Origin of the sequence: Dysgonomonas termitidis (genome assembly GCF_042654545.1) — a bacterium.
Lineage (GTDB): Bacteria > Bacteroidota > Bacteroidia > Bacteroidales > Dysgonomonadaceae > Dysgonomonas > Dysgonomonas termitidis.
The window spans coordinates 15,025-33,468 of sequence record NZ_JBHSGN010000074.1 but is presented as its reverse complement, the minus strand read 5'-3'; the positions used below and the strand labels follow the sequence as shown (position 1 = coordinate 33,468).

Sequence of the window (18,444 nt, the reverse complement as noted above, 5' to 3'; positions counted from 1 at the left end):
CAAAGTTAAGGGATTGACCTTTTTTATTGGATAATTCTATAAATAGCAACTTGAATTAATATAAATGATGGTACAGAAATTAGAGTTGATGAATGCGTAAGTATTGGATCTTTTTGCCAAGTGTCTTATAATAATAGAATTTGGGATACCAATACACATTGCATTTACCCCTCTGATGTGAGAAGAAAAATGACAGTTGATTTTTTCCCCGCATTTGGAAAAGAAACTGAAAAGCCGGTAACCCGGCCGGTGAAAATTGGTGATGGATGTTGGTTAGGAGAAAAAGTATCAATATTAAAAGGGTGTATATTGGGTGAAGATGTAATAGTTGGTTTTAATACGACGCTTTCAAACAAGTGTATACCGTCCAAGAACTCGGTTGTTCAAGATTTGAATCTATCAATTAGGCAGTTATAATAATTGATCTATTTCAAACACTATATGTGAAATATTTATGCCCGGAAGTAATTATGGATAAGCCCAAAGTCTCAATTCTTATACCTTGTTATAACTCTGAAACTTATTTACAGGAAACACTTCAGAGTTGTATTACACAACAATATCCTAATATTGAGATAATTATTGTTGACGATGGATCAACTGACAAATCTGTTGAAATAGCTAAAGATTGGGTTCATAAATTCGATAATATTCAACTGTATTCACAACCAAATTCAGGTGTGTGCTGTGCTCGCAATCTTGCTTTTGAAAGATCTACCGGTGATTACATTGTTTATTTAGATTCTGATGATCTTATATCCTCGGACTTAATATCGTCTCAAATGGAATTATTAGAGGGGGCAAATGATAATGTGATTGCGACATGCTCATGGGGCCGTTTTTATACTTCCATTGATGATTTTAACATTGAAAAGAAATCTGTATATAAGGATTATGAATCTTCAATCGGTTTAATTGAAGACTTACTTAATGACGGAATGTTTGGATTAACATGTTATTTGACACCTCGTTCAATTATAGATAAAGCAGGTACATGGAATGAAACTTTAACAATTAATACAGACGGTGAATTTTTTATTCGAGTAATAGCTAATGCTGATAAAATTAAGTTTTCCAAACATGGTTGTCTATTCTATAGAAGCAACAATCCCAATTCTATATCGCGTCGCAAACCGATAGAAGCCAAAGGCGCATCGTTACTTTTTAGTTATGAATTAATTTTAGAATATCTAAAGAGCAGAAATTTGCTTACACCAATGGCTAAGGTTGGCTTGAAAAAATTGTTTCAGGCGGTAGCATATCAATATGTCATATATAATCACATTGTAGATAGAGCGAGAAAACAAGTAAAAGCTCTTGGTAATATAAAGGATAAACCTAATATTGGAGGATCTATTTTTAGAATTCTTTGTTACTTAATTGGGTTTTGGAATGTTTTATTCATAAAACATTTATTAAGTTGTAAGAAATGAAGGTATTATATATCGGTATCTATAATGATGGATCTACCTCGAAAATGAGAGCTGAGAAAATTCGAGGAATTCTTTTGGATTGGGAGATAGATGTGATAAATACGGATATTCCTAAACAGAAAATGTGTCGTCTGTGGCAATCTATCGGGTTCCGATATAAAAAGGGCCCCTTGATTGGCAAAGTTAATCAATATGTATTGGAGAATCTTGGAGGAAAACACTATGACTTGATATGGGTAGACAAAGCTATCTACCTGACTCGAAAGACTACGCAAGTGCTTCGCGAGCATGCTGATAAGTTGGTGCATTATACTCCCGATCCTGCTTTTACTTTCCATCGTTCCAGACTCTTCTACGATAGTATGCCATTATATGATTATATGGTAACAACAAAAAGTTTTGAGGTGAAGGATTTCATTCGTGTGATGGGAAGTAAAGATAAGGTGCTGTATGTTACTCAAGGATTCGACAAGAACCTGCATCGTCCTATAATGGAATGGGAACATAAAAAAGGGGTTGCATTTATCGGGCATTATGAAGATGAACGTTTGGAAGCCATCGAGGTTATGCTGCAAAATGGTATTGATGTGACATTAGCCGGCATCGGTTGGGAGAAGTTCGTGAAATCACATCCATCAGAACATCTGAATTATCTGGGTTCGGGAGTATTCGGTGATGACTATGTATGTGTTATCAGTAGCAGCCTCTATGCTTGGGGATCAATATCTAAGTGGATTCCGGAAAAGCATACTACCCGAACGTTTGAAATTCCAGCGTGCAAGACGGCTTTGCTTACAGAGAAAAACTCGGAGATTGAAGAATTCTATGCAGACGACGAGGTGATTTATTATGAAGGAATTACAGAACTCGTAGAAAAGGTGAAGTATTACAACGCTCACATGGATGAACTGAAAACACTCATGGAAAAAAGCTTTAAAAAGGTACAAACAGGCGGATTTGACTATGAATCGATAATGAGAAATCTACTGATAAATATGGCGGTTATAGTATGAAAAAAATTGCAATTGTCAGTCCGTCCGGAAAATTCTATGGAAGTGAGCAGGTCTTGTTTGATTTTCTTTCCGCAACCAGGCATCAATATATAGTCTATCTTTCCCACGGATTGTTTTATGATAAGATAAGGGGACAAAATAAACATTGCCCTCATTCGTATTCCTCTGTGAAGTTTTTATATATACGTTTAATGTTCATGCTCCTTTTCAATAAGTATGATGGTATATATATTAACGAAGGAGGACATATCAAGTATTTGAATCTTTTGGCCGACTTGTTCCCCCGCAAGCGTTTTTTTGTGCATATACGGCTTTTGGAAGATTGCCATGTGCATCGCTTAGGAAAAAGACGGAATAATATCTCGTACATATCTGTATCGGAATATATAACACATGAAGTAATGCAGAATACACATATACAGTGCAGAATTTTGTATGACATCTATCAACCCATATCCGGGTTTGATGAAATCAGGGATATGAAGCCGGAGACAATATGCCGTTTGGGAATTATTGGCCGGGTTACGACAACAAAAGGCTTGCATGATATATCACGATTTTGTGAATATTGCGAAAAGCATGTAACACCCTTTCAATTGGAATTTCATTTTTATGGTGACATTGACGGTCAAATATCCGGGGTTCGTTCTTTTATTGAAAGAACCAACTCATATAAACAGATAAAGTGCGTATTTCATGGTTTTGTCAAAGATAAAATCCAGATCTATCAATCAATAGATATTTTATTGCATTTCAATAAGGTAGAACCCCTTGGGCGTATTTTAATGGAAGCCCTCGATTTCGGAATCCCCTTCATCGGATTTCAATCTGGCGGGATTGGCGAACTGGCCCGGAATTTTAGTGTAGCGGAGTATATGATAACAGATCATAGCAATTGGGAAAATGCTTTTCAAAACCAAATCATAAACTTGATCACCAATAAAGAAAAGACAATTGAATGTTTTTATAATGCGAAGAAAAAAATGAAAGCATTATGCAGTCCGGCAACTTATACACAAAAGATAGAGGAGCTATTTAATGAATAAATTATTTGTAATACATTATTATCCGCTTGATTATTTTCCTCCTGTAATGAATCTGATAGAGGCATTGCAGGATAAAGTTAAATTGTCAGTGGTATCAATTCGAAAGTCAAATTCATTAGCAGACTATACTTTTGACAGAATTCGCATTTACCGACCTATCAAGGAAAACAAAAAAGATAGTTCCATAAAAGTACTGATAAAATATTGCTATTTTACCTTTTATACATTGTGGCGACTGTTTTGTGAAAAGCCTGCTGTAATACTCTATTATGAATCTATTTCGGCATTTGCACCTTATTTATATAAACGTTTTATTAATAGAAAAGTAAAACTATGTATCCATTATCATGAATACATGACACCGGAGGAGTATGATAGGCCGGGAATGAGATTATCGAAATTTAATCATAAATCTGAAATCTCTTATTTGTATAAGAATGCCTATTGGATTTCACAAACGAACCAGAACAGGAAAGATTTTTTCCTGAAAGATTATCCGTTTGTACCTCAAACGGTTTGTCATATCATGCCTAACTATCCACCGAAAGCTTGGCATGTACAAAAGAAAAAATATGTAGAGGACAGGGTCATCAAGTGTGTATATGTCGGATCTCTTTCATTGAAAGACACATTTATAAAGGATTTTTGCGAATGGGTGTCGAGGCAGCATGGGCAAGTAACTTTTGATATATATTCGTTTAACTTTCATGCAGATGTCAAGACTACAATAAGAGAGATTGATTCGCCATATATTTCATTTCATGAAAAAGGAATCACCTACTCAGATGTTCCAAAAGTTTTATGCAAATACGATGTAGGACTTCTGTTATATCGGGCTACAACTTTAAACGTTAGATATTGTGAAACCAATAAATTCTATGAATACCTGATAAACGGTTTAGAGGTGTGGTATCCTAAGGAGATGACCCTGTTGCATGAGATGGACAAAAGCGTGTTTGCGCCAGATATTGTTGAGTTAGATATTCAAAATAGTCGGTTTCCTAAAATTGATTTGTCTCCACGAACAATAGACAATTTCAATTACAATAGATTTAGTGAAAATGTTTATTCTGAATTTCTTAAATATATACATTAATTATGTTTAGTAAGTATCCAATTCTGGCGTCTTGTGCTACTAATGTAAAAGAAGGATCTTTGCTATTGAAATATATGTATAGTTCTAGAGAATTTGGACATCTGTTCGTTCGTTAAAGAGCGGAAGCAGTTCTCCGGGGAGAGTCGATATAGTCATTCTGTTCAAAAAACAACGTCCCTTATAATCTGTTTGAGAAATCTATTTGCCGGATGTATGGTACTCATCTCTGGAGTTCTTCAAGAAGTTCTTCCGAAAAATAGTGATGGAACGTCGAGATTATGGAAATCTCCTCCCGATGACCATCGGAATTAAACCTGATAAAATTTAAAAATCAAGTCTATTTTAATGTTTTTTGTATGGAAGAGGCTGAAAATAGCTTTCTGAAACACTATACGTAAAAATTGGACGCTAACACAATATAGCGGATATGGCTAAGATACATTCGTTAGATATAGTAAGACGTAGGTTCTTATATTATCAGTTCTTTTTTATAGTTCTTGCTTTTACATTTTTCTATGCATTTAATTTAAATGGATCAGCAATTTTTTTGCTTTTCCTATCATGTTGGAATTGTGTATCATATGCATATTTATTTTATAAAGAGATAAAATTAGCTCCTTATTTTCATCCATTCATAATTTTCCCTTTAGTTGTCATACAATACATAGGGTTTAATGGTATTAATTTGTATTTCAATATGGTAGAAAAAATACCCATATTCTTTGGTATCTATGAGATAAGTCCTTATATAACACAAGGTGCATTATTTTTATCGCTTGAACATTTTCTTATCTTTCTGGGGTATTTTTATTACGATAGAATAAAAATGAAATATTCAGAAGATTATGAAACTGATTACACGAATATCTCTTCTCAAGAGGTGCCTTACATGAAATGGGCTGTTATCATTTATATTATTGTTTGGTTAACTCGAATATTATATGGCATTTTGCCGTTATCTTCAATTTCGTCTATATTCTCATTAGTTTACACACAAGGGCAATTAGTTCCACTTACATTATTGGTATTCTTAATGTTGAAGAATGATACAAATCGTAATGTTAAAAGATTGTTTTGGCTGATAACTGTCATCGAAATAGTATGCGTACTTGGCTATGGAATGAAAGAAAGTATATTGCACAATATTTTACCTTACATTATATATTTGATTGCAGGATATAAAAGTGGGAAAATACCTCTTGATACTAAATTACTCACAAAACTTGGATTATTATTCGTCTTTATTGTTTTTATCGTTTTTCCATACATAAATATTTTTAGAGAAATTGCAGACAGAAAACATATTTCCTGGAATGAAGTCACTGTAGAGGAGACTATTTTCGAATATATAGATTATGTGACCGGTAAAGGTCTATATAGTAATGAAAACCAAACTACAGATAAAGGTCTGGAATATGCGTTGAGTAGAGCAGGTTCTATTGTATGTAATGCATGGTCTATTCACTATGCTCAAGAAAATGGATTACAGCCCCAATATTTTTATTACTGTGCTACAGCTATAGTTCCAAGAGTATTATGGCCTAATAAGCCACCTGTAGCAATAGGTGGTATGATGTATAAACTGGCTACAGGCCACAATGACTGGGAAATATCCGGAGCAAAATCTCATGTTGCGGTTACCATAGGGTTTATTGGGGGATGCTATTTTTCATTCGGCATAATTGGGACTTTGATTTTTCCATTTATTGCAGGACTTTTTGTTTGCTGGTTTTGGCATTTCTTGCGACCACGAGTTCCTTTCGATCCAATAGCGATATGGGCTTTCTATACAATCATAAAAACGATTTTTAAAGACTTTGAAAATTTCACCGATGGCGGCTTCGTTTTCTTTATATGGAGTCTTGTGTATGTATTTTTAATTAAATATATCTCACCGTTCAATAAATACAAAAAATATTTATAATGGCAAATAGGAACATTCAATTAGACATTATTCGATGTATCGCTCTATTCCTTATCATCTTATGTCATACTCAAATAGGACTTGAAAATGTATCGCCTGGTATTGTCAAGCTTAAATGGTTTGTAGGAAAGTGCGGTGTTCCCTTATTTTTCATCATATCAGGATATTTGAATTTACCTATGAAATATGGAGATATGGAGTTTATCTCAAAAAGATTTAAACGAGTTTTTATACCTTTCTTATTTTGGTGTATTATATATCGTGTTTTATCGGCTATTTTTGAAAATGGAGCATTAATAAGGCCTAATTCGGAAGATCTATTTTTAATCGCTACAAGTGCTCATTTGTGGTATATTTATGCAATATTAGCCTTGTATATGATAACTCCCATTATTTCGGAGTATTTTCATAAATGCTCTCAGAAAATGTTTCAATTTTATCTGATTGTATGGTTAGCAAGTACAACTTTTACTTATTACTATCATTTAACAGGCCATACCTTTTTTGATCATAACATCACTTATATCACATATTATATAGGCGGGTATCTTGGTTACTATATTCTTGGTTACTACATTAAACGATTTAATCCAATATGGATATTTGGAAATTGGAATTTAAAAAATTGCCTGATATTAGGAAGTATATTCTTGATAGGCATTATTTTTATATATGCCGGATACTTCCATCTTAATATGACTACTGTGGAAATTAGTTCTTATGTGACTATAGTACCGGTACTATTTTCAATTTTGGCATTTTCGATATTATGGAAGATTAGAGTGACAAATGATTATATAATGAAAGTAATTAATTCTCTCTCTAAATATTCTTTTGGAATATATCTGATTCATGAAGCTGTGATATATTATATTTTCCCATTGTTTTTTAGGGATGTGTGTGGCCTGGAGTTGAATGGTATAGTTGTGTTACTGATAAATTTATTAGTTGTTTCCCTTAATATTGTTATTTCTTACTTTATTGTAAGATTGGTGAACTTATTACCAAAATCAAAGTTTATTTTTGGATAAATGATTTCAATTTTTTTTCGTTGGAAACGGATTGGTATTAATAGTATTGAGACCGTATTTGAAATAATAGACAGGCGATTACTATCGCATCGTAATGTAAGTCTTCCATATGAGGGAGCATCTCCTGTCTGTCTCTTTAAAAACATTATATATGCTTATAAGCATCGTACGGAGGTGAATCATATCACAGGAGATACTCATTATATAGCAATAGGATTAGGACGAAATACAATTTTGACAATACATGATGTACAGTCTGCTTTACGGATAACTAACCCACTGAAGCGATTTTATATCAAGTTATTGTGGTTTTATCTTCCTGCATTGATTGTGAAGAAAATTACAGTTATATCCGATTTTACTCGTAAAGAACTGGAACAGACTATCCCTTTTGCCAAACATAAGATTGTGGTGATTCATGATCCTTTTTGTTCAGATATTCAATATTCAGCAAGTAAAGCGATAGGTCTGCAACCAACCATACTGCACTTGGGGACAAAGGTGAATAAAAATCTTGAACGTGTAATAAAAGCAGTTGAAGGGTTGACGTGTAAATTAGTAGTCCTTGGTAAAATGACTTATAATCAACATGGGTTGATGAAGGCTTCTAAAATTTGTTATGAGAACTATTACGATTTACCATACAGTAGAGTTCTTGAACTCTATCGTAATTGTGATGTAGTAAGTTTTCCGTCCACATATGAAGGATTCGGCTTGCCCATATTGGAAGCGAATGCCGTAGGTAGACCTATATTGGCTGGAGATATTGAAGTTCTTCACGAAGTAGCCGGAGACGCAGTTTATTTCGTTGATCCAACTGATACCAATGCCATTAAGCAAGGACTTGTAGAGTTGCTGGGTAACTCGGAACTGAGATTAGAACTAATTTCAAAAGGGTTACAAAATGTGAAACGATTTGCTCCCGAAATTATTGCTGCAAAGTATAATGATTTATATAATAGCATATTAGGGAAAAAGTGATTTGTAAGATAATGAATAAGCAAAAAATTCTCATTTTTATTGATTGGTTTGCTCCCGGATTCAAAGCAGGAGGCCCTACCACATCCAATATGAACATTATAGAGCATTTAAAGGATAAGTTTGATTTCTATGTGGTTACGACCGATACAGACTATCACGAATCCAAACCTTATCAAAATATTTTATCTGACAGGTGGACGAAACAAAATGGATTTTCCGTCTATTATTTCAGCCACAGAAATTTATCATTTAAGACACTAAAAAGAGCAGTGGAAGAATCGGGTTGCGGTACTTGGTATATTAATGGAATCTATTCTAAATATTTCTCTGTCTTTCCCTTAATTTTAGCAAAAATAACGCATCCCAAATGTGTAATAGTATCAGCAAGAGGAATGCTTTCTCCTCATGCATTGGCTATCAAATCAACAGCAAAAAAGGGCTATCTGATTGTTGCTAAAAGTTTGGGGTTATTTAATAAAGTTAAATTTCATGCCACAAACGATGAAGAAGCAAATTATATCAAACAGGTTTTAGGCGCAAAAAGAAAAATTCAGTCAGTTGAAAATCTGCCTCGAAAAGTGAATCTTAATTTCTTTGCTACAAAGAAAGATAATGCAGAAGTGAAATTGGTCAGTTTTGCTCGTATTTCTTCAGAAAAGAATACTTTGTATGCTATTGAATGTTTGAGGTACTGCAAAGAACGAGTGGTGTATCATATTTACGGACAAATAAATTCTCCGTCTTATTGGGACGAATGCGAACAAGTTATAAAAGACTTACCTGATAATGTAACAGTGGAGTACAAAGGGACGGTATCCCCACAAGAAATGCCGAATATATATAAGGGTTATCACTTCTTATTTTTACCTTCAACAGGGGAAAATTTCGGTCATGCCATATTGGAAAGTTTAATGAATAGCTCTCCTGTGATAATTAGTGATAAGACACCTTGGAGATATTTAAGGGAGAAAAATATAGGTTGGGATTTGCCGCTGGACAATAAACAATTGTTTTATTCAACTATCGATGAATGTGCGAAACTGTCATCGAAGCAATACGAAAGCATGGCAGGTAGAGCCTATCAATATGCAAAAGAGGTCAGAGAGAATCCTCTTGTCGAGCAAAATTACATTAATTTGTTTACCAAATGATAAAAACAGATTTATCCCGCTATGATAATTCATGGTACGAAACAAGAGGCAGTAGCATGAAGAGAATCATATGGTACTTTATCAATGTACTGTTTATTCTCAATCCATTTAATCCATCTTCAGGAATTAAAGTACGCCTGCTACGTCTTTTCGGTGCTAAAATAGGGAAAAAAGTTGTAATAAAACCCAGAGTCAATATCAAATATCCGTGGAATTTATCAATAGGCGATTATTCCTGGATTGGCGAAAATGTATGGATAGATAATCTCACTCAAGTTACTATTGGGTCGAATGTTTGTATAAGCCAGGGGGCTATGTTGTTGTGCGGAAACCATAATTACAAATCTGCTGCATTTGATTTGATGACAGGCAAAATAAAGATAGAAGACGGTGTTTGGATTTGTGCGCAATCGGTAGTTTGCCCTAGAGTTACAATGCATTCACACTCAGTTTTAGGTATAAATTCTGTAGCCAACCACGACTTAGAAGGCTATGGTATCTATTTGGGGATACCCGCCGTAAAAATCAGGGACAGAATAATAGAATAATATATAATTGAATCATTTGCAATATCATTACTTAATTACCTATAAGGTGAAAATCTCAATCATAACAGCTACTTACAATAGTGCAACAACAGTGCGGTGCACAATTGAAAGCGTCTTGTGCCAAACCTACAAGAAAATTGAATATATTGTTGTTGACGGGGCATCAACGGACAGTACAATGAGTATCATTAAAGAATATGAACCTCAGTTTGCAGGCAGAATGCGCTGGATAAGCGAATGCGATAACGGCATATATGATGCCATGAACAAAGGGATAGCGATGGCTACGGGTGATGTAATAGGTATTCTTAATAGTGATGATTTCTACACATCTGATACAATCCTAGAAACTCTGGTTAAAGAACTCTGGTTATCGGGTGCTGACGCAGTGTATGGAGACATTCATTATGTGAAGCATAATAATCTGGGTAAGTGCGTCCGCTACTACTCATCAGCAAACTTCCGGAGATGGAAAATGCGGATGGGGTGGATGCCTGCTCATCCGTCATTCTATTGCCGAAAGTCGGTGTATGATAAATATGGTGCTTTTGACTGTGCTTTTAAAATCGGTGCAGACTTTGAAAATCTCCTGCGGCTGATTTTTGTAAATAGAATACGAATAAAATATGTGCCGGTAGATTGTGTGACAATGCGTACCGGAGGGGCCTCCACATTAGGTATATCAAGTCACAGGCAGATATTCCGGGATCATATGCTGGCGTACAAAAAGAATGATGTGTATTCAAATCAAATATTAGAAAGTCTACGATATATAGAAAAAGTTTTATGGATGTTATTTAATAAATTAAAGGGATATCTTTAAAAGGTTTCCTATTTGGATGATTATGAGAGCCGGATTTTCATAATCCTATCTGTCGCATTTTACAGAAATTTACCCTGCAACCCCTATTTACACAAGCTTCTGCTCTAAATTTATATATGTCCTTTCCTTTCTGAACAACTTTTCCCACATTCCCATATCTATCTGCTTAATTATTCTGCAATCATATCTCTTTTATCACTTCAAAGACAGATCTGCTACAAAACGGTATTCTTTTCTTCTTCTTTTTCGAGGCACTCACTTCAATAATTTTATCTGTTATACTCTGAAAGTCTTCTCTATTTATATCGTATTTAGTTGATTGTTAAAGTTTTGTGATTTTATTCCGAATTTTATATAATAGTTAATTAACCGCAATGTCACATTGTTTTAATTAGAGTGAAATATTGGCATTCTATTTTTGTGCAATAAACTTAAAATAGCACAAAATGTATGAAAGCAATTAATCGGTTATCCCTATTTATTCTATTGCTCGGAATAATACTCAATATTTCGGCTCAGAACTATTATGCGAACAATCATCGCGGCATTGAAAATAAAACAGATATAATCACCACAAACACAACAAGCGATGACGATGTAAAAAATAAAAGATATGTCTGGGAGTTCGATTCTTCAGTACCATCTACATTTGATAACAACACTATCCAAAAAGCAGAAGAGCATGAATTCGGATCTAAAGTCGCATGTTTCAAGGTTCTGATGGAAGAATATTATGTAACTCAGGAAGAGGTTGTACCCGGGGACCCGATGAGACGAACGATAATAAAGAAACCCAATATTTATAATACGACCCGCAAAATAGAAAAACACCTGAAAAAAGAAGTGAAGAGAGGAAATATCCCTTTGGAAAAAGCGATTAACGATTTTACTCACATTCTCGAAGTTAGCCTTACCATCATAAATGAAGCTGATACCGAAGCTTTTGAGGAAGCCCTCGACCGAAACAAGAAAAGCATAGAAGACCAAATCAGCATATTTAATCAGGTGAAAATAAACAATATCTACTAAGTATCAAATAAATTTGACTTAAAAACCAATAAATGAAAACATTACTAATGCTATTAGGAGTAGTATTCTTACTGCTCCCGGGAATGGTGCATGCCCAAACGGTTAAAGGATCTGTAAAAGATAAGAAAGGAGAAACACTGATTGGAGTTAATATCAGTATTAAAAATACAACAAGAGGTGTCATTACAGACTTTGATGGTAACTATGAAATAAAAGTTGCCGGCGACGAAACCCTTATTTTTTCTTATATGGGGTTTGTTTCTCAGGAAGTGAAAGTAGATAACAGGACTATTATAGACATTATAATGTCCGAAGAGTCGCAAAATCTGGATGAAGTTGTTGTAACAGCTATCGGGATTAAACAGCAGAAGAAAAAGCTGGGATATACGACTCAGCAGATAGACAATGAGGCACTCAGCGAGTCTCAGACTATGAATGTGGGTAGTGCCTTGTCGGGACAAATTGCCGGACTTACTGTGACTAACCCGACCGGACTGTTTCAGGCTCCGTCATTCTCTCTTAGAGGGAAAAATCCGTTAATCGTATTAGACGGTATTCCTATCGAAACGGATTTTTTTGATATTGGAAGCGAGAACATAGAAAGTGTAAACGTATTGAAAGGGCCGACGGCTTCCGCCCTGTACGGTTCCCGGGGTAAAAACGGAGCTATACTTATCACGAGTAAATCTGCGAAAAAGGATGGACTGGAAATTACTGTCAGCACAAGCAATATGATTACTGCCGGTTTTACAGTGTACCCCGAATCTCAGAAAACATATGGTAGCGGGTCTAATGGTAAATACGAATTTTGGGACGGAGCCGACGGAGGTATTTCGGACGGAGATATGACCTGGGGGCCAAAATTGGATACAGGACAGAAGATTGCCCAATGGAACAGCCCGATCCGGAATAAACAAACAGGCGAGGTCATTGAATGGTACGGGAATGTTTCCGGTACAATTTACGATAACAAATCGTTGTATGAACGAGTCCCTATTGATTGGGTATCACACGATAATCTTGAAGATTTTTTAGGTACAGGCGTGGTTACAAATAATAACTTCTCTGTATCATACAAAGGAGCTAAAGCCCGCTATTATGCTTCGGGGAAATACGCTTATCAAAAAGGACAGGTGCCTAACACTTCGCTTCAAACAACCGGATTGAATTTTAACTCATCATTTGATATTACCAACAATATCCAACTTGATGCTTCATTAGCCTATAATAAGGTATATTCCCCTAATTATCCGAGATATGGATATGGGCCCAAAAACCACATGTACACAATATTGCTCTGGATGGGTAACGATGTGAATGGAAAAGAACTTCAAAAACACCAATGGGTTCCCGGACTGGAAGGTTATAGACAAGCTAATTATAACTATGCCTGGTATAATAATCCATACTTTGCGACAGAAGAATTGCAGCAAAAGAGAGACCAGAACATACTGGATGGTAAGTTGAGGCTCAACTGGCAGATACTTCCTAACTTAGGAATACAGGGACGTGCCGCGATGCATCAAATAGGGACATATGAAGACCTTCAGACTCCAAAGTCTTATATGAACTATGGGGATTCACGGGTTGGTGATTTAAAGATATGGAATCGAAATCAACGGAATATCGATGCTGATGTTTTAGCTTCTTATTTTCAACCTGTAACAAGTAAAATTAATTTGACCGCAAATGTCGGAGCTTCAATATTAAATACCAATTATCAGGAAGAATATCAATCCACAGACGGACTTATTGTTCCCGGATTATATAACATGGGTAATTCGCAAGGGCCGACAAATGCGACAAATATTGTCCGCAAAAGAGAGGTACATAGTATATACGGCTCTGCCAACATAGACTTTTATGATGCTGTATTCTTAAACTTCACAGCCCGTAACGACTGGTCTTCTACCTTACCATCTTCGGGGAATTCATATTTTTATCCTTCAGTTTCGCTAAGTACCCTTGTATCGCAATATGTGAAAATGCCTAAAGCAATAGATTACTTAAAGCTTTACGGATCATGGGCACAGGTATCCAGCGACCTCGATCCGTACAGTATATATGCGACTTATCAAAAAGGTGTGACTTATGGTTCGACACCATCTGTAACTTATCCCAGCAGTCTGGTTAATCCAAATATCAAACCGGAAAAATCGACATCCTATGAGTTCGGACTGTCAACTGCTTTTATAAAAAACAGGATAACATTTGATGCTACTTATTATCATATCAAAGATGAGAATCAGATCATCAATCTGAATGTATCGGAGGCATCCGGATTTACCTCCAGAAAGGTAAACGGAAATGTATATAGTACAAATGGAGTGGAGATAATCCTGGGCGCAAAACCTGTTGTTACGAAAGATTTCTCTTGGGATGTAGCCGTAAACTGGAGCCGGTATGTCAGACGCCTCACCGATATTTATGGAGGACAAAGTAAGTATAATGCATTAAGTAAAGGTGACAGGGCAGATGCATATTATGCTACTGTATGGCAAACTTCTGCCGACGGACAATTAATCATTGATCCCAATAGCGGACTGCCGATAAAAGATGCATATCAGAAAAAACTTGGACACCTCGATCCCTCATGGCGTTTAGGGTTCCAGAATAAGTTTAACATAAAAGATTTTAAGGTTGAGATAGATATAGATGGAGCCTGGGGAGGCCTGCTAAGATCAGTTACTATCGAAAAGATGTGGTGGGGAGGAAAGCATCCGGAATCAATCACATACAGAGATGCAGAATATGAAGCCGGACATGCTATATATGTACCTAAGGGAGTAAATGTTACGGGAGGCGAGCTTACACGGGATGTAAATGGTGCAGTTGTGTCTGATACCCGTACCTATGCGCCTAATACTACAGTTGTGAGTTGGCAGACATGGAGTCAGATTTATCCTTATCAGGCTCAGGTACTGGATTCGGATGATAAAACATTTGCGAATGTATTTGATCGCTCTTATTTCAAATTGAGAAGGCTATCTATTGGTTACGATCTGAAGAAAATTGTTGATCTGGGACAAATCAAATCATTAGATGTCTCATTGTATGGTTACAATCTGTTGATGTGGAAAAAGATCCCTTATGTAGATCCTGATTATGGTAATGATGATAATCTGCAGGATCCTTCGTCAAGATATATCGGATTTTCTGCAACAATGAAATTTTAATCGAAGTATTTATCCTGTAAATAAGAACGTATTTTATGAAAAAGATTATATTTTTTATTTTTACTATTCTGGTTTGTGCCACATCATGCAATGACCTGGAAGAACTAAACAAGGACCCGAATAATCCGACAGAAACCCATCCTCAACTTTTGCTTACGCAGATACAATGGACTGCTTTCAGGGAATTCCTTGGAACATCGCCTCTTTATGCAAATAAAATGCTGGTACAGACAGATGGTGAGAATAGTTATCAGTACTATAAATGGAACAGGGGCGATTATTCATATACAAAGATGAAAGATATCAGTAAAATGACGGAGGAAGCCCAAAAGATAAACGAGAACAGCTATATTGCTTTAGGAAAATTCTTTAGAGCTTATTATTTTTACAATATGGCTCTCCGGTTTGGAGATATACCTTATTCGGAAGCGCTAAAAGGTGAATCAGATAATATATTTGCGCCTGTATATGATAACCAGAAGGACGTGATAACAGGTATCCTCAATGAACTGGAGGAGGCCAATACTATTATTGAAAATGAGAAAGCTGCAATTAAAGGAGATATAATTTATAACGGAGATACAGACAAATGGCAGCGCCTTATAAATTCGTTCCGCCTGAAAGTGTTATTATCCTTATCTCATAAGGAAAGCGATACAGACTTGAATGTCAAAAGCAAATTTGCTTCAATCGTTCAAAGTGAACCACTTATGAGAGGCAATCAGGATAACGGACAATTGGTGTATTTGGATCAGGCAGACAACCGTTATCCTGAATTCAATTCAAGTTCTTTCGGTTCCGGGATGTATATTGACTCTACTTTTATCAAACGGCTTCAAGAGCATAAAGATCCTCGCTTATTCTTATTTTGTACTCAAACGAAAGAGGCAAAAGAGGCCGGAAAAGCCATTGATGATTTTACTGCTTACGAAGGTGGAGATCCGGCAGCTCCATATGGCACGGTGAATGAGAAAGCGACAAAAGGAAAAGTTTCGAAAGTGTTGGAACGCTTCTATCAGGACCCGACCAATGAGCCTTCGATCTTGTTAGGGTATGCAGAATTACAGTTTATCTTATCAGAGGCTTGTGTCAGAGGCTGGATATCCGGTGATGCGGCTACATATTACAACAATGGTATAAAATCATCATTTAAATTTTGGTAACGATATACCATTTTACACCAAAACTATTTTATTATAAATTAATCGTATTTCAACAAATGTAAATAAAAAACCACCACATGTTTAATTTGTGGTGGTCATATTTTTATTGTTGTTATTAAATAGCTGATTGAGTTTACAAGTCAATCAATATACATGTAGCATTGAATTGTTCTGTCACATCATTTCCTGATTCATCTGTTAATCTGTCATAAGTCGTCCAATTAACACCATCTGTTGATGTTGCTAATGCAGGTCTATTACCAATCATTATAAATTGCCCACCATAATATAGAATATCATACCATTTGGGATATGGATAACCTACTGTTATTGGGTTTGACCAATTAATACCATCAGTGGATGTTGTTATATAGCCATCATTAGTATCTCCTGCTATATATTTTTGAGTGTTAGCTGCAACACTATTCCAACTTCTACTTGTACCTACTACCACAGGAGTTGTCCAATCAACCAAATTTGCTGACTGTGTTATATAATTACCACCTACTGCTACATATTTGCCAATATCATTATAGGTAATATCGTATAAATTTAAAGTAGATATATTTGAAATTTGTATTGGGTTTGACCAATTAATACCATCACTTGACGTTGTTACATAACCATTTTGTCCCCCCACTGCTATAAACAGATTATTGATATACCTGACTTGATACCAATCACAATATGGAGATAATTGTTGACTTGTCCAAGTAGTACCGCCATTAGTAGATGTTGCAACTCTACCTGTTTGACCTACTGCTACAAATACAGAATTTCCATATGCAATCCCATTCAAATTTGCATTAACGACACTTAATTTTGTCGCTGTCCAATTTGTGCCATTATCAGACACAGCTATATAGCCTTGATTGCCACAAGCTATATATTTCGCTTTTAATGGGGTACTAACATTAGTGCCTCGACAAACCCCATTCCAATCATTTGTTCCTACTATCATATTTATATCATTAATCTTATATTTAAATACCCCCCCCTCTGCTGTAATCCATTCATTTGGATTATCAGTTTTTTCAGGGTTATTAGGTTCTTGTTCTGCAATAACAGGTGGTTCAATAATTGAATCTTCCTGATTATCACATGACAATAATGTAATTACACTTAATATCAAAAAAACACAAAACTTTTTAGTCATATTTGTAAAATTTTAAAATTTAAGGTAGCGATGTTTTAGCAAGAATATTACCACCCAAACCAACAACAATTAAATTAGGCATAATTATAGGAGTTGTATATGAAACATCTGTTTCTACCACTAATTGATTAGTTGCATAAGTACCTGTAACAGTTAAACCAACTGCTTCAATTTCATTCTTTGTAGGCATTTTATTCATATCAGATGTGAATGAATTTGCTTTAAGGGTGTTACAATATGTTTTACTTGCAATTTTATTCGCCATGTCTTTTATTTATATATAAATATCTGATTTATTCAAAAAACAGCCCTGAAATAAAAAAAATCAGTATTATTTTACATTTTTTCTACCATATAGTTATTGGTGGGGTAATTAGGATTGAATATTTTCCAAGATTACTTTTATTACCAAATATTAATGACATTGAAATGAGTGGACGAACTTTTTTGATTCGTCCATTTTGTTATAATACTTAATCTAATAATATTTTTCTCTTTTCCTTCTTTTCTGTTTGTGGTGGCTTATTAGGCTGTTTAGGTGGAATTATCCCTCTATCAGGTTTTGGTTTCTGTGGTGGAATTATTTTATCACATTTTAGTTTACCATGTAATGGTTTATTTGAAGGACAATTTGGATTTAAACATTTTATACCATCCCATTTTGTACCACATTTAGGACAATAAAGCATCCCTAATTTTTGTTCTTCTGTAAACGTAGGAGACTTAACTTTTTCCATAATTTTAAAACAAAGATTAATATCCATCAATTCCCCAAAATGAACAGGTTCTAAAAAAGAAAAGAGGCATGGGAACTGTTATACGCCTATTCCTGTATCAAGGTTCTCCTAAAAACCCATGCAACAGAATAAGCAAA

General features: G+C 35.2%; 17 protein-coding genes. 14 read left to right on the top strand and 3 right to left on the bottom strand.

Going from position 1 to position 18,444, the window contains the following annotated elements:
• The first annotated feature begins 189 nt into the window (after positions 1–189).
• From ACFO6W_RS12000 to ACFO6W_RS11935, 14 genes are all read left to right on the top strand, one after another.
• Complete coding sequence (locus tag ACFO6W_RS12000; RefSeq protein ID WP_379996715.1) at positions 190–417, top strand: LbetaH domain-containing protein; 228 nt, start codon at positions 190–192, stop codon at positions 415–417.
• Positions 418–443: 26 nt separating this feature from the next.
• The gene (locus ACFO6W_RS11995) at positions 444–1,433 is read left to right on the top strand and encodes a glycosyltransferase family 2 protein (RefSeq protein WP_379996711.1); all 990 of its coding nucleotides are present in this window, start codon (positions 444–446) and stop codon (positions 1,431–1,433) included.
• Positions 1,430–2,446 carry a CgeB family protein gene (locus ACFO6W_RS11990; RefSeq protein WP_379996709.1) on the top strand — a complete coding sequence of 339 codons (1,017 nt, stop codon included), beginning with the start codon at positions 1,430–1,432 and terminating at the stop codon, positions 2,444–2,446. Before ACFO6W_RS11995 ends, ACFO6W_RS11990 begins: the two co-directional genes overlap by 4 nt.
• Positions 2,443–3,492 (top strand): glycosyltransferase, encoded by a 1,050-nt coding sequence (locus ACFO6W_RS11985; RefSeq protein WP_379996707.1) that lies wholly within the window; start codon positions 2,443–2,445, stop codon positions 3,490–3,492. The genes ACFO6W_RS11990 and ACFO6W_RS11985 overlap by 4 nt, the downstream gene beginning before the upstream one ends.
• Positions 3,485–4,588, top strand: a complete 1,104-nt coding sequence (locus tag ACFO6W_RS11980) for a glycosyltransferase family protein (protein WP_379996705.1) — start codon at positions 3,485–3,487, stop codon at positions 4,586–4,588. Before ACFO6W_RS11985 ends, ACFO6W_RS11980 begins: the two co-directional genes overlap by 8 nt.
• 697 nt (positions 4,589–5,285) lie before the next feature.
• Complete coding sequence (locus tag ACFO6W_RS11975) at positions 5,286–6,512, top strand: hypothetical protein (protein WP_379996703.1); 1,227 nt, start codon at positions 5,286–5,288, stop codon at positions 6,510–6,512.
• Positions 6,512–7,543, top strand: a complete 1,032-nt coding sequence (locus ACFO6W_RS11970) for an acyltransferase (protein WP_379996701.1) — start codon at positions 6,512–6,514, stop codon at positions 7,541–7,543. Before ACFO6W_RS11975 ends, ACFO6W_RS11970 begins: the two co-directional genes overlap by 1 nt.
• Positions 7,544–8,524 carry a glycosyltransferase family 4 protein gene (locus tag ACFO6W_RS11965; protein WP_379996699.1) on the top strand — a complete coding sequence of 327 codons (981 nt, stop codon included), beginning with the start codon at positions 7,544–7,546 and terminating at the stop codon, positions 8,522–8,524.
• A gap of 11 nt (positions 8,525–8,535) precedes the next feature.
• Positions 8,536–9,675 carry a glycosyltransferase family 4 protein gene (locus ACFO6W_RS11960; protein ID WP_379996697.1) on the top strand — a complete coding sequence of 380 codons (1,140 nt, stop codon included), beginning with the start codon at positions 8,536–8,538 and terminating at the stop codon, positions 9,673–9,675.
• Positions 9,672–10,223 (top strand): WcaF family extracellular polysaccharide biosynthesis acetyltransferase, encoded by a 552-nt coding sequence (locus ACFO6W_RS11955; protein ID WP_379996695.1) that lies wholly within the window; start codon positions 9,672–9,674, stop codon positions 10,221–10,223. Before ACFO6W_RS11960 ends, ACFO6W_RS11955 begins: the two co-directional genes overlap by 4 nt.
• Before the next feature lie 46 nt (positions 10,224–10,269).
• Complete coding sequence (locus tag ACFO6W_RS11950; protein WP_379996693.1) at positions 10,270–11,046, top strand: glycosyltransferase family 2 protein; 777 nt, start codon at positions 10,270–10,272, stop codon at positions 11,044–11,046.
• 450 nt (positions 11,047–11,496) lie between these two features.
• Positions 11,497–12,075, top strand: a complete 579-nt coding sequence (locus ACFO6W_RS11945) for a hypothetical protein (RefSeq protein ID WP_379996691.1) — start codon at positions 11,497–11,499, stop codon at positions 12,073–12,075.
• A 32-nt stretch (positions 12,076–12,107) separates the two neighbouring features.
• Complete coding sequence (locus ACFO6W_RS11940; protein ID WP_379996689.1) at positions 12,108–15,251, top strand: SusC/RagA family TonB-linked outer membrane protein; 3,144 nt, start codon at positions 12,108–12,110, stop codon at positions 15,249–15,251.
• A 35-nt stretch (positions 15,252–15,286) separates the two neighbouring features.
• On the top strand, positions 15,287–16,414 hold the full coding sequence (locus tag ACFO6W_RS11935) for a SusD/RagB family nutrient-binding outer membrane lipoprotein (RefSeq protein ID WP_379996687.1): 1,128 nt from the start codon (positions 15,287–15,289) through the stop codon (positions 16,412–16,414).
• A 133-nt stretch (positions 16,415–16,547) separates the two neighbouring features.
• Here the strand turns inward: ACFO6W_RS11935 and ACFO6W_RS11930 are convergent, their stop codons facing one another.
• The 3 genes from ACFO6W_RS11930 to ACFO6W_RS11920 form a co-directional block, all read right to left on the bottom strand.
• Complete coding sequence (locus tag ACFO6W_RS11930) at positions 16,548–17,570, bottom strand: WD40/YVTN/BNR-like repeat-containing protein (RefSeq protein ID WP_379996685.1); 1,023 nt, start codon at positions 17,568–17,570, stop codon at positions 16,548–16,550.
• A 19-nt stretch (positions 17,571–17,589) separates the two neighbouring features.
• The gene (locus ACFO6W_RS11925) at positions 17,590–17,835 is read right to left on the bottom strand and encodes a hypothetical protein (protein WP_379996683.1); all 246 of its coding nucleotides are present in this window, start codon (positions 17,833–17,835) and stop codon (positions 17,590–17,592) included.
• Positions 17,836–18,043: 208 nt separating this feature from the next.
• Positions 18,044–18,307 carry a hypothetical protein gene (locus tag ACFO6W_RS11920; RefSeq protein ID WP_379996681.1) on the bottom strand — a complete coding sequence of 88 codons (264 nt, stop codon included), beginning with the start codon at positions 18,305–18,307 and terminating at the stop codon, positions 18,044–18,046.
• Positions 18,308–18,444 lie beyond the last annotated feature (137 nt).

Coding starts and splice junctions, on each gene's coding strand:
- ACFO6W_RS12000 (WP_379996715.1), top strand. CDS start 190: ATGACAGTTGATTTTTTCCCCGCATTTGGAAAAGAAACTGAAAAGCCG.
- ACFO6W_RS11990 (WP_379996709.1), top strand. CDS start 1,430: ATGAAGGTATTATATATCGGTATCTATAATGATGGATCTACCTCGAAA.
- ACFO6W_RS11985 (WP_379996707.1), top strand. CDS start 2,443: ATGAAAAAAATTGCAATTGTCAGTCCGTCCGGAAAATTCTATGGAAGT.
- ACFO6W_RS11980 (WP_379996705.1), top strand. CDS start 3,485: ATGAATAAATTATTTGTAATACATTATTATCCGCTTGATTATTTTCCT.
- ACFO6W_RS11975 (WP_379996703.1), top strand. CDS start 5,286: ATGGTAGAAAAAATACCCATATTCTTTGGTATCTATGAGATAAGTCCT.
- ACFO6W_RS11970 (WP_379996701.1), top strand. CDS start 6,512: ATGGCAAATAGGAACATTCAATTAGACATTATTCGATGTATCGCTCTA.
- ACFO6W_RS11965 (WP_379996699.1), top strand. CDS start 7,544: ATGATTTCAATTTTTTTTCGTTGGAAACGGATTGGTATTAATAGTATT.
- ACFO6W_RS11960 (WP_379996697.1), top strand. CDS start 8,536: ATGAATAAGCAAAAAATTCTCATTTTTATTGATTGGTTTGCTCCCGGA.
- ACFO6W_RS11955 (WP_379996695.1), top strand. CDS start 9,672: ATGATAAAAACAGATTTATCCCGCTATGATAATTCATGGTACGAAACA.
- ACFO6W_RS11945 (WP_379996691.1), top strand. CDS start 11,497: ATGAAAGCAATTAATCGGTTATCCCTATTTATTCTATTGCTCGGAATA.
- ACFO6W_RS11940 (WP_379996689.1), top strand. CDS start 12,108: ATGAAAACATTACTAATGCTATTAGGAGTAGTATTCTTACTGCTCCCG.
- ACFO6W_RS11935 (WP_379996687.1), top strand. CDS start 15,287: ATGAAAAAGATTATATTTTTTATTTTTACTATTCTGGTTTGTGCCACA.
- ACFO6W_RS11930 (WP_379996685.1), bottom strand. CDS start 17,570: ATGACTAAAAAGTTTTGTGTTTTTTTGATATTAAGTGTAATTACATTA.
- ACFO6W_RS11925 (WP_379996683.1), bottom strand. CDS start 17,835: ATGGCGAATAAAATTGCAAGTAAAACATATTGTAACACCCTTAAAGCA.
- ACFO6W_RS11920 (WP_379996681.1), bottom strand. CDS start 18,307: ATGGAAAAAGTTAAGTCTCCTACGTTTACAGAAGAACAAAAATTAGGG.